The organism is Parvularcula bermudensis HTCC2503, assembly GCF_000152825.2.
Classification (GTDB): domain Bacteria; phylum Pseudomonadota; class Alphaproteobacteria; order Caulobacterales; family Parvularculaceae; genus Parvularcula; species Parvularcula bermudensis.
Map to the genome: position 1 here is coordinate 1,476,540 of NC_014414.1, position 12,266 is coordinate 1,488,805.

Sequence of the window (12,266 nt, forward strand, 5' to 3'; positions counted from 1 at the left end):
AGGACAACCAGGCCGCGGGGGCGGGGCCCAGCCGCCCCTTCGGCTTTTCCGACCACTCTCAGCTTTCTGGTCGATCTCTCCACAGTGGGAGAGACCACCGGCGCGCCACAAAAAACCGGCCCGCCATGGGCGGACCGGTTTCCCGTCATATCGGTCTTTTCAGCTCAGTCAGGGGAGGGGGAGCGCTCTTACCACTTCCCTTCGCTGAAGAACTGCCAGATCGCACTTTCAGCATTGAATGTCTGGGTGGTCTCGATATCGAGCGCTTTTTGCCAGAATTTGGGTTCCATGCCCGGCCAGGAATGGCCGCCCCCGCGAATGACGCAATATTGGACCGCACTACAGGACGAATAGCAGATCGTATCGGGTGTCTTTTGGGTCGATTGAATGCTGCCTGAGCATTTGTTCTCACGGCGCCAGAAATCGATCGTCTGCTGCACGGAGGGATAGGAGTCGGCATTGTTCGCCAAGCTCAAGCTGCCTGAGCCTCCCTCTAGAGGAATATTGGAGTCCTCGGTCCCATGGATGTGGAGGACGCGGACCGGTTTGCTGGGATTGCAGGATCGGGTGGTCATGGTGGCCGCGACCGGGGCGATCGCTGCAATTGTATCGGACATCCGGCAGGCCAGGAGATAGCTGAACATGCCCCCCTTGGAGATTCCCGTGGCATAGATCCGGCGTTGATCCACTTTATAACGCCGTTCGATGTCTTGGAGCATCGCCCGGACAAAAGCGACATCGTCGACCCCGCGTTTTTCCGCAGAGCCCTGGTTCAGTCCGCTGCCGGCGTTCCAGGTGCCGCCATTGGCGCTGCGCCCCTTTGTGCCATTTGGAAACGCCACGAGGATGTTCGCCCGTTCGGCCAGCTTCGGCAAGCCGCTGAAATCGGCCATATTTTTCGCATTTCCGCCGCCGCCATGGAACGCCATGATGAGCGCCGTTGGCCGCTCGGAATTCAAGTTGCGCGGGACGTAGAGCAGATAATTGCGGGTCATCCCCCCGGCCCGTACGTCAAATTGGACGAGGCCTTTCTCCGCGGGGGTGCCCGTCGAGCCGCGCCCTGGTTCAGGGGGCTGGTTCCCATTGTTGCGATAGCCCGGACCGGGGCCGCAGGATATGAGCACGAGGGACAACAGAAATGCTGTAACCCCCTTCAGCAAAAAAGAAGGTGTCTTACGGGGCATAGGATCACTCCAAATCTTGGCCGCTTTCCACCGCTAGCAGTCGTCTCGATCAAGTCCATAGTGAGATCCACCGCCGCCTCTAATTGGCCCGATCCCTGCTATGATCTTGGTCTGTATAGACAACTGCCGGGCAGTGGTCTTAAATGATATAACAGTAATGCCTAAACGCCCGAGACCGCATCGAGTTCTTGCGGCGGTGCAAAAAAAACGGCATATTGCGGTGCATATAAATGCGCCGTCGTGAATAGGGTGGTGGGCAACCACCTGTTGGGAGAGTGGCTGTGAATTCCGCTGATATTGATCGCGCCGTCGTCGGCATCCTGGAACGGTTTACCGACGATTGGGGCGTCGACCATCAGATCACCCCTGACTCGCAAATCGTGGCCGATCTCGAATTCGAGTCGATCGATGTGATCCAGCTCGTGGTCGCCATCGAGCAGCATTTCGGCATCCGCAATATGGGATTTGATGAATTGCTGATGAAGGACGGCAAATATGTCGACGACCTGACCGTCCGGCAAATTGCGGACTTCATTAACAAAAAGATCAACGGCGCCTGACGATGGGGGAGGCACGGTCGTCTTAAGTCGGACGATGTGGGACTGGCCTCGATCGCGGCGAAATAGAGTTAAATTGGGAAGTGGGAAGAACTATGGTCAAGACACTCTTTATCGGAATGGATGGCGCGACCTTCACGGTCCTCGATCAGCTGACCAACGATCCCTATGGCGAAGGCGTGACCATGCCTTTCATGCGAAAGGTCATGAATGAGGGCTTCCACGCCAAATTGCGGTCTACGCCTCACCCCTTAACCCCGCCTGCCTGGACATCGCTGGTCACCGGACGGTCGCCCGGGCACCATGGTGTCTATGATTTCGTGCGGTTTGAGGATCGGGGGAACGAGATGTTCTTCACCCTCTACGATTCCCGGGACATTCGGAAAGAGACAATCTGGTCGATTGCGAGCCGTCAGGACCGCTCGGTGGTGTCGCTGAACTTCCCCATGATGGCGCCGGTCAACCCGGTGAATGGCTCTTTGGTCCCGGGCTTTGTCTCCTGGAAGCACCTCAAGATGAATGTCACGCCGCCTGAGCTTTATGACCGGCTCAAGGGGATCGACGGTTTCAACGCCAAGGAACTCGCCTGGGACTTCGAGCGGGAAGCCCAGATCGGGGAGCAGATGAGCCAGGATGAGCTTGAGCGCTGGGTCACAGAACATATGCCGCGTGAGGAGCAATGGTTCCGTATCGCCGAGGCGCTGCTCAAAGAGGATCAACCCGACATCTGTGCGGTGATGTTCGACGGCACCGATAAATTGCAGCACCAGGTCTGGCACGTGCTCGATCCGCAACGGATCGAAGCGGGTCTGAGCGATGAGGACAAACGCCTCAGGGAGATGGTGCTCAACTATTTCCGGACCCTGGACAGCTATGTCGAGCGTCTGGTCGGTCTCGCCGGCGACGATGTGCAGGTCTTCTTCGCGTCCGACCACGGATTTACCGGGTCTGAGTACGTATTCCGGGTGAACCGTCTGCTGGGCGAACTCGGCTATCTCAAATGGCGGAAACACGAGGGATCGGACGCCGATAAGCGGCGCGAAGATGCGAATTTCGCGGACCTCGATTGGGAACACACAAAAGCGTTCTGCCCGACGCCGTCGAGCAATGGCATTGTCATCCGCCTCGCTGAAAATGAGGGCGATCCCGGCGTGCCGATCGAAGAGTATTACGAGTTCCGGCAAAAGCTGATCGACGATCTGATGGCCTTCGAACATCCCGAGGGCGGGCGGCCCTTCATCCGCGATATTCTTTTGCGGGAAGAGGTTTTCCCGGGCATTGCCCGACGGGAAGCGCCCGATCTGACGCTGATCCTCGACGATTACGGCTTCGTCTCGGTGAAGGACCGGGCCCCGACGATCATCAAGCGGCCGGTGATGATCGGGACGCACCATCCTGACGGGATCTTCCTTGCCTATGGGAACGGCGTTGCCAATACGAGCGTCGATCTCATGAACATCATGGATGTCGCCGCGATCCTCGTTTACAGTCTCGGCCTCGATATTCCCGAGGACTTCGAGGCAAAGGTTCCGGACGAATTGTTCACGGAAGACTATTTCCGGAGCAATCCGGTGAAAATCGGTGATCCGACCATGGCGGTCCAATTCAACCGTCAGGGGACGGAGGGAATGTCAGATCACGATAAAGAGAAGATCTTCGATCAGCTCCGGGCATTGGGCTACCTCGAAGATTAATCGCGCCAAGGGGGTTTGGCCATGGAAGTTGTCTCGTGCCGGGGGGCGCAAATCAGCGTTACCCAGCTTGATCCGCTGGGGGCGGAGCGTCCCAATGCGCCGGACATCGTCCTGGTGCATGGGCTCGCAAGCAATATGGCCTTCTGGTATGGCGGCGTCGCGATGATGCTGCGGGCCTTCGGTCGGGTGACTGTGCTTGATCTGCGCGGCCACGGCCTCTCTTCCATGCCCGCTACCGGTTACACGGCTGAGGCCATGGCGGAGGATTTGTCCGATGTGCTCGATTTCCTCGGTCTCGATCGGGTGTTTTTGATCGGCCATTCCTATGGTGGCCTGGTCAGCTTCTGCTTTGCCACCAATTGGCCGGACCGGGTCCGGGCCTTGGTCCTCGCCGACTCTCGCCTGCCCGTGGTGCAGCCCCGTATGGCCCTTGGCAGCTGGTCACAGGGGGGCGCGCTGAAGGGGATGCTGAAGGAGCTGGGGGTTGTTCTCGATGAGAATGACGGTGAATTCGGCGTCGCCCTGCTCACAGCGATTGCGCGGCTGAAACTCGAAAGCCCCGAACGCGCGGCGGTTCTTGAGCAAAAAGTGATCAATAGCGGTCGGGTCATGGGAAAGCGGTCGGCCAAACGCTGGATCGAGCTGCTCGATAACACGACCGCGGCCAAAGATTTCCAGTTTGGGACCGACCGCCCCGTCGAGGCCTTGAACGTGCTGAAGGCGCCGACCTTTGCGCTTTACGGGCGCAAGAGTATGACGCTGAAATCCGGCGTCGCACTGGCGCGGGCATGTCCAAGGGCGCGGTTCCATGTCATTCCTGGGGCAGGGCATTTCTTCCCCGCATCACGGCCAAAGGAATTTGCCATGCGTACGGCGGCTTTCTTGACCCAAGAGGGCGGGATCCGGCCCGCGGCCTAAAACAAATCACTACTTCTGTCATACAGGCTGAGCAAGTTGAGCCTTTTATGTCGCGAACAGCGACGATTCCCGTTCTCTTATGAGGCGTGGAAATCGCGTGTATGACATCCGGCGCATCAGGGGCATCGGTTCGCCGGGGATAGGGGGCCGACTTCCCCCATAAGGGGGACGACGCCGAGCGATCTCTCCCCCCCGTCTGCGCGGGCGTCCACCCAGCGAAAGGGAAATCCCGGCCTTTTGTGAATGGGGACGCGCGCGAGGGGGCTGCCGAGCGGGGCCTCCGCGCCATTTCTGCATCTTATCGATGGGGCCCGCGCGTCCTGTCTTCATGGGAACCAGCGCCCAGTTCACGTGAAAATGCTTAAGCCCTAGGAACGGGGGAGGCCGGAAGGCTTCGTGAAGCCTCTTTAAGGGGGCACGCCGGGCCGGAGACGGGGGAGACAGGGCGCCGCTTTGGCGCCCCGTCACCCCGCCGCTGGGTCTTAGGGGAACCAGGACCAGACTTCGACCTGGAAGAAGCGGATCAAGAACAAGAGATAGGCCCGCCACAGCGGCATCGTATCGGTCTCGATCTTCGCATACCCTGTCATATTCGAGGGGAGGTCGGGAACCTCTTCATCAATACTGGCCACGATCCGCAGCACCTGCTCGCCGCGCTGGGGATCGACCGTCGGCGCAATCGAGTTGACCGTACCGTAGGTGACATCGTCGCTGAACCCCCAGGTCCGGATCCGAACCCGCTGCCCCACCTCAAGGAACCGGGCTTCGTTTTGGGACACGAATACCTGCACTTTTGGGCGCTGCATGTTCTCGATCTCGACGAACAGATCGCCAACGCGGAGATAATCGCCGAGACGGAGCGTCTCTTCGGGGGTCACGACCTGACCACCAATGGTTGCACGGAGCGTGGTCCGGCTCACCTCGTCCTGTCGGTAAGACAGATCCTGCTCCAGCCGGGTGACATCGGCCCGGGCCGCCGCGATTTCTGACGGTGTGGCGTCCCGGTCCACGACGTCGAGATTGGCCCGGGCGACACCGAGATCGGAGAGGGCTGAGCGATATTCAGACCGGGCCAATTCAACGGCGCGGTTCGAGGTATAGCCATCGGCGGACAAAGCCTGCTGGCGCTCTAATTCGGCGCGCCGAAAATCCAGCTGGCTGGCCGCCCGTTCCACCTGACGACGGGCCAGTTCGACTTCCTCATCGGTGGAGCCTTCAAGCAGGCGATCGAGAACGGCGCGGGACTGCGCCAATTCGGCCTCGATAACGCGAATATTACGCTCCGCCTGCCAATTGGTCACCTGCGCAAGGGGCGCTCCTGCCTCGACGATGTCCCCTTCTTGGACATAAATCTCAGTGATTTCCCCCTCAATGCGCGCGCGTACCTGCGCCCGCTCTTGAGGAAGAACTTCGAAATTACCGCCGGGCTTGTACTGATAAGGCCACCAGAGGAACAGGAAGGCGATCACCAAAAGGGCAATTAAAACAGGCTTTGCCCAGCCCGCGCGGGTCGGCGGGGTGATCTGTGGCAGCGAGGTTGTTTCCTGCTGCGGATGGCGCGTTTTGATATCGATCACGGGGGCCCCAGCTTTTTTCGACTTCTCAGGCCCGGGCAAGGCGCGTGCCTGATTGCCATCGCGCAGGGCTTGAACATTCTGACGCAGCTTTTCCTGCATCCGATGCGACGCATTTCGGGCGAAATAAAGCCAGAGGGCCGAGATCATCAGGATGACCGCGAAGATGCCCATTCCTGCGCCCCCGAGATTTCGCTCGAGAACAATGGCCAACATGCCGAACACAAGGGTGACGACCGCGATGACGACCAACAGGCTGATGGTAGAAAACAACAAGGCGCCGGTCTTGTCCCATGCTCCCATCTCGTCGGGCGCCTTTTTCCCCCGAAGCACCATGCCGAGATACCGGAAAGACCGCTCCCGTAGGAAAGGCTGGCCGATATAGGCGGCAATCCAGCGATAACCGTCGGTGGGGAAAAAGGGCAGGGCCGTGACGATCAGCGCGGCGAGCGACATGTGGCTCAGCAGCAGCATGAGATCGGACAGAAAGACCGCGTTCGGCCGCAAGGCCAGCCACATCATGGCGAAAAAGCCAAAGAGGAACATCCGGGTCAACATCGCTGAGCCGAAGACGCGGCGCTGCGCCTTATAATCAAGGCCCATGATCGCCCGGTGATCGATATAGAACCGGGGGAAGAAGCCGAAGAATACGTTGATCCCCAGGCTCTGCACGGGGGCGCCATTGACGTAAGCGGCCGTCCCTTGAACCAGTTTACTCACCAGGTTGACGCCGAAAAGGCTGAGCACGACGAGTACGATAACGCCGACATCGAAAACGGCGCGGCGGAAATCGACCCCCATGGCCTCGCCATGATTGAAATAAACACCAAGACCCAAGGCGAAAATGGGCAGCGTGATAAAGGATAAAAACCCGAAGGCCGGCCGCAATTGCCCCATCATCGCAAAAAAGGCGGTGGGATCCAGCAAGGTCCGCCGGAACGGTGTCGCACGGGGATCGGGATCGTCGGGATCGAGGATCCGATCGATCACAGAGGCTTGGTTTTCCTTGGTGGCCGAGACATCCTGGATGATGCCCATGCCCATCAATTCCTGGGCGAAGGCGGTGAAATTGTTGAGGGTCAGAGTCGTGTCGAATTGGGCTTCAAAGGCGGCTTTCAATTCCACAAATGAGACACGGCCATCCAGACGGGTACAGAAGAAGTATTCCTCCTCTCCGACCTCGAAGATTTTCCCTTCTGGGGTCTTCAAGTAAAAGCGTTTGCGGCCATCGACGACATCGGTCGACTGGCTGACGGTCACATCGGGACGAAGCCGATATGGAAGCGGAAGATGGTCTGAAAATTCAGGGCCTTGCGACGCTTTACTGCTCACGATGATCTCACCATCCCCAGGTTGTACACCAACGCATTTCGCCGTTGCTCGTTATCCTATTCAATAAAGAGCCCAGATGGCAACGCGCTTGCAAAAAACAAAACCAATCCGTCCCATCGTCCTTTTCTGAAATGGAATTGTACGATAGGCCATGTAGGCGAAGCACAGCTTGTGCCAGGGCGGTACCGATCAGGGAGATGGTCCGACTCTATTTGCGGATTAAAAGGAAGGTATCATGAGCCAGTTGTCCGATAACGTACCCGAGCATGAAATCGAAGAGCGCCGCCAGCGGTTGATGGCGCTGAAATCGCGGGCTGCCGGCCTCAATGCAGGCGGGGCTGCCCCCGCTGCGGCGGCCCAACCCGCCGCCGCGCCGCCGCCGCCGAGTGCGGCCCCCAGTGCCGCGCAATCATCGGGCCCGGGCGGCGCCGCCGATGCCTATAGCGGCGACCGCAGCAAGTATTTCGCGGGCGTTCTGCTTAAGACCCTAAGGGCGCGCCCGGAGGGGGAAGAAAACCCCAAAATGATCCCCGGAACGGCGTTCACTGAGTATGGGACCAAACGCCTGCTCGAAGAACTGGAAACCCGGAGCGACCAGGTCGGTGCCCCCGGCAAAGGCATGATGCGCCGGTTCCATGAGTTCCTCACGGCGAAGCCGACCGACGGCCAACAAGCCTATGAGAACGTCAATCTCGAACATTTGGAACGCTTTGCGAATTTCCTGACCAAAATGCAGCAGGTCGGATGGGAAGGCGTTCGCCAGGACTTCATGCAATCGAGTGAGGGCCAAGGACTCCTTGAAGCCTTCGCGAAACCGCGTGTCGACAAAATCGACGAAGAAATGAAGGAAATGAAGGCGGAGATCGCGGCGCTGCGCGAAGAGGTCAACAAGCTCAAAGCGGTTCGCTAAGCTTTATTCAGGTAGGTCGGCCTTCCTGGCGCAGACTTGCCGACTGGGAAACGACCTGTCGAGGTGCTCAGCACGTCCCCCATGCCATTGGGCATGAATGCAGTGGGCATGAATGGCGGGGGGCATGAGTGACAGGACCAACCTCCAAGAAAGGGCCCCATCTGGGCCCTTTTTTTGGGTTTCTGCCTTCTACGCGCGTAGACAGGGTCGACTGCAATTTGTGTGGCGCCATCGGTTCGAGATTTGCATTCCTGGGCGAGTGGGCGCCGTCCGGTGAAGGGATGCGCCCGCGGCTGTCGGTCAGGCCGCCGAGCGGCGGTTTTTACCAGGGTCGATAATAACCGGACGAAAAAGATGAAGTCGCATGAAATATCAATCTCTCTTGCTTAATCACAGATGAGAGGTCTTGATGGGCGGCCAGATAAAAAAGCGGGAAACCAAAGGCGTTGTATGGTTTCGGGGAGTAGAGTTGGAATGGTTGGGGTAAAGAAGCCGCTTATCTGCGCGGCTGTTATGGCGATAACGGCGGTCTGTCCGGCTGTCGCTCAGACGCTGACGGCATCCATCGACCAAGCAATGCAAGCCGATCCCCGGATCCGTGAGGCTCAGAGCCTGATGGCTGCGGCGGAAGCCCGTCTCAGCGGTGCCCAGAGTGGTCGCATGCCCCTCATCCGCCTTCGGGGCCAGGCCGATTATTTGTCCTCCGAGACGACCTCGGAAAGTGACCGGGTTGTTGCCGGGGTCGAGATCGACGAGATTTTCACCACCGAGACGGACAATGAGCGTTACCAAGGCGCGGTGGACGCGCGCCTCGAACTCTATGCGGGGGGGCGCATCCGAGGCGAGATCGCCAGTGCCAAAGCGGCGGCTGAGGCTGCCCGCGCGGAAATCCGTCAAGTCGAACTCGAAATCTATCGCGATGTCGCGGATGCCTATCTTGAAACCTATGTCGATCAGGAATCTTTCCGGCTGGCTGAGGACAGTCTTTCTCTGTCGGAGCAACGCTTGCGGCGTGCCCAACGCCAATTCGATCTTGGTATCCTGACACGCACCGATGTGTTGCAGGCCGACGCTCGCCTCGCCGGCGCGCGCGCCGCCCTTGCCGACGCCCGAGGGGATCTGGCGATCAGTCGCTATCGCTACATCGAGCTTGTCGGGCAGGCCCCTGAGGATTTGAGCTTGCCGACCTTATCGCCCCCGGCGAATGTCGATCAGCAAAGCGTCGTATCCACCGCCCTTTCGGATGCGCCGTTGGTCGAAGTTGCCGAACATCTCGAAGCGGCGTCCAGTGAAGCGATCCGTGTGGCGCGCGCCCAGGGCCGTCCGAATGTCGCCCTCGGGGCCACATACGAATATACCGACGGGACCTCGACCTTGCTCGACACTCGGGAGGAATTTCTCGTGGGGGTGAGGGTCGAAGTGCCGCTTTATTCCGGCGGTCGCGTAAGCGCGCTGATCCGTGAGGCCGAAGCGCTCAATCAGCGGGACCAAGAGCGTCTGGCCCAGGCCCGCCGCACGATCGAGCGAACAGCCTTTGAAGCCTTTGAACGCTATCGCCAGTCCCTTGTGGCTGTGGACTTCGCCGAGGAAGTGGTGGAGGCCAACGAAGCGGTGGCTGAGGGGGTGCGGGTCGAGTCCGAAAATGGGATTCGTACAACGCTGGACTTGCTGAATGCCGAGCGGAATTTGCTCGATGCGCGGACCAATCTTCTCGAAGCTCAGAAGGAAGCGACCCTGGCAACAATCGACGTGCTGCTCGTTCTCGATTGTATGCCTGGTCGGGACATTAGCTGCGCGGTCGGGGACGTCGTGATGTTCGAGGATCCAGCCCCCGATGGGGCCGACACGACCGCCGCCCTTTAAATCATTGGGCGACGGGGCGGGGGGCGCAGGCCTATTTGTCCGCCCACCTCTCGCCGCAGCCTCGCCGCAATAGCCGTTTCACGACACCGTTGAGCTGAAACGGCTCTAGAGTCCCACGAAGGACAGTCCGGCATTTAGGACGAGAAACGCCACGGCGCCGCTGACAACCTGAAGGATGGCGAATCCGAGCCCGGAATGAGCGGATCGGCGAAATCGCCCCCGCCAAGTGTTGCCCGTTGCCGGCCAGCGACTGGCCACATACGCGGCGACGATCAAATGCCGGATCCCCAGGAGAATGAGTACGGCCACCAAAAGCGTCGCATTGAGCTGACCGAGACCGGCCTCATTCAACTCATGACCGAGCGCGAAGATCGCCAGTCCAATGGCGATATTAGTGGCGACAAGAGAGGAGAAATAATAGCCGAAGGTCTTCAGCCATGAACTATCGGGATATTGATGGAACGTCGCATCCCATAGGGCCTTTATAAGATTAAAGAATACAAGGGCCGCTATCGGTGCGAGGACAATGCGGAGATCGCCGGCGCCAAGGGGGGCCGTGGCGCCAATGACGCTGGCGCCAACGCTTAAGACCCCGCCATAAAGGAGGAGAGCGATGGCTGAAACCTTCCGCTCTCGGCCCGGCATCATCCAGGTCGTGCGGGTATCGGCCAGAACATAGAGCCACATCGGAACGAGAATATGGCGCCAATGCGGATAGAGTGTCCAATCGACGCCCACCCATCGCGCAATGGTCGTCGTAAGGGCGTCCATCAGCGGCTTAAGGCCACCAAGGAAGACCGTTATCGCTCTGTCGTAATAGGTGAGCAGAGCTTCGAGTGCCGAAACGAAATCGACCCGCAACGCATAGTCCAGCAATAGGACAATCGACAGACTGCCGAATAGGACACTGAGAAAGGGAAGAACTCGGAGCATATCAAACGGTACGCGTCACCGCCCCTGAGCGTAAGGGCCCCTTATCGGAAGGCCTATCGGGCAGATCATCTTGGCCGTTGATCGCTCTGGGCGTGTTCATTCACGGCTGTCGGGGGACGTCGCACCGGCATTCTGACTTCTACGACGGTCCCCACCCCTTGGGTGCTGAATGCCTCGATCTCGCCACCGGTCGCTTCGATGATCTCCCGACAAATCGATAAGCCCAGACCCGATCCGCGATCGGGATCCGCCTTTGTCGCCTTCCCAAAGGGTTCGAAGCACGTTTCCAGGGTTTCCGGTGGCATCCCCCTTCCCGTATCCCGGACGCTGACAACCAGAAGATGTCCATCATAATCGGTCGTGACGGTGATCGTGCCCGTATCGGTAAATTTGATGGCGTTCGAGACCAGATTACCTAGAACCTGACCGAAGCGCAGGGGATCGAATATCAGACGGGTCGGCACGTTCTGACGAATGCGGCAGGTCAAAGTGAGCCCCTTTTTGGCGGCGGCTTCTCGATGAACCCTCAGAACAGTCTCGATCGCATCGGGGACGGACGCCACTTCGACTTCGATCGACACGCCCTTGGCTGAATTTTCAGCCTGTTCGAGTATGTTGTTTACAATCTGTAGGAGTTGATTGCTCGCCTCGTCCAAAGCCCCCACCAGCTCGGCCTGTAAGTCGTCAAGGCGAGAGCTCCCAAGGGCTTCGGCCATGCCGATAATACCGTGTAGCGGTGTTCTGATCTCATGGCTTAAGAGCGCGATAAACTTGCTCTTGGCCGCCGCCCCTTCTTGCGCCTCCGACTTTGCCCGACGAAGCTCGGTTTCTGTCCGTTTCCGCGCGACCGCATAGGCCAGGACCCGTGACAAGAACGGTTCTGACAATTGATCTTTTAGGATAAAATCATCAGCCCCCACCCAGAGGGCGCGGGAGGAAATATCTGCCTCGTCACCGCCGGTCATCAATATCAGCGTCGCAAGAGGGTCGAGAGCCCGAGCCTGGCGGACGAGATCCGTCCCATAATCCGCGCCCAAATATTCGTCAATCAGGAGGACATCGAAGCGCGCCGGCGCGAACACCTCCAAGGCCTCCGCAACCGATCGAACGCGGTGTAGTTCCCCATAGGGATTTGCCCATTTAAGGTAACGCTGTGTGAGGACCGCGTCGACATCGTCATCCTCCACAAGGAGAATTCTCAGCCCAGCCTTTCCCATAGGCGAGAACATGGTGGGAGCAACTGTCGCCATTGTCATTTACACTCACTACTTGGCTTCACTAACCCCCACAACCATTTAGGG

Annotated in this window: 9 protein-coding genes; 5 read left to right on the forward strand and 4 right to left on the reverse strand. The window is 59.0% G+C overall.

What is annotated here, in order from left to right:
- Window positions 1-188 precede the first annotated feature (188 nt).
- Window positions 189-1,184 (reverse strand): extracellular catalytic domain type 1 short-chain-length polyhydroxyalkanoate depolymerase, encoded by a 996-nt coding sequence (locus tag PB2503_RS06935; RefSeq protein WP_049781993.1) that lies wholly within the window; start codon window positions 1,182-1,184, stop codon window positions 189-191.
- A gap of 281 nt (window positions 1,185-1,465) precedes the next feature.
- Between PB2503_RS06935 and PB2503_RS06940 the strand changes: the two genes are divergently transcribed.
- The 3 genes from PB2503_RS06940 (at window position 1,466) to PB2503_RS13940 (ending at window position 4,353) form a co-directional block, all read left to right on the forward strand.
- Complete coding sequence (locus PB2503_RS06940; RefSeq protein ID WP_013300529.1) at window positions 1,466-1,744, forward strand: acyl carrier protein; 279 nt, start codon at window positions 1,466-1,468, stop codon at window positions 1,742-1,744.
- Between the two features lie 92 nt (window positions 1,745-1,836).
- Window positions 1,837-3,435 carry an alkaline phosphatase family protein gene (locus tag PB2503_RS06945; RefSeq protein ID WP_013300530.1) on the forward strand — a complete coding sequence of 533 codons (1,599 nt, stop codon included), beginning with the start codon at window positions 1,837-1,839 and terminating at the stop codon, window positions 3,433-3,435.
- Between the two features lie 21 nt (window positions 3,436-3,456).
- Complete coding sequence (locus PB2503_RS13940) at window positions 3,457-4,353, forward strand: alpha/beta fold hydrolase (RefSeq protein ID WP_013300531.1); 897 nt, start codon at window positions 3,457-3,459, stop codon at window positions 4,351-4,353.
- Window positions 4,354-4,835: 482 nt separating this feature from the next.
- On the opposite strand, the gene PB2503_RS06955 is transcribed toward PB2503_RS13940, so the two are convergent.
- Window positions 4,836-7,259, reverse strand: coding sequence for an HlyD family secretion protein (locus PB2503_RS06955; RefSeq protein WP_013300532.1), 2,424 nt, complete (start codon window positions 7,257-7,259; stop codon window positions 4,836-4,838).
- A 235-nt stretch (window positions 7,260-7,494) separates the two neighbouring features.
- Here PB2503_RS06955 and PB2503_RS14690 point away from each other — a divergent pair, with 235 nt between their 5' ends.
- The gene (locus PB2503_RS14690) at window positions 7,495-8,169 is read left to right on the forward strand and encodes a hypothetical protein (RefSeq protein ID WP_013300533.1); all 675 of its coding nucleotides are present in this window, start codon (window positions 7,495-7,497) and stop codon (window positions 8,167-8,169) included.
- A gap of 474 nt (window positions 8,170-8,643) precedes the next feature.
- Window positions 8,644-10,032: a TolC family protein gene (locus tag PB2503_RS06965; protein ID WP_013300534.1), complete on the forward strand. Its 1,389-nt coding sequence runs from the start codon at window positions 8,644-8,646 to the stop codon at window positions 10,030-10,032.
- A gap of 105 nt (window positions 10,033-10,137) precedes the next feature.
- On the opposite strand, the gene PB2503_RS06970 is transcribed toward PB2503_RS06965, so the two are convergent.
- Together PB2503_RS06970 and PB2503_RS06975 are read right to left on the reverse strand one after the other, a co-directional pair.
- Window positions 10,138-10,965, reverse strand: coding sequence for a hypothetical protein (locus tag PB2503_RS06970; protein WP_013300535.1), 828 nt, complete (start codon window positions 10,963-10,965; stop codon window positions 10,138-10,140).
- Between the two features lie 65 nt (window positions 10,966-11,030).
- Complete coding sequence (locus PB2503_RS06975) at window positions 11,031-12,221, reverse strand: ATP-binding response regulator (protein ID WP_083811005.1); 1,191 nt, start codon at window positions 12,219-12,221, stop codon at window positions 11,031-11,033.
- Window positions 12,222-12,266 lie beyond the last annotated feature (45 nt).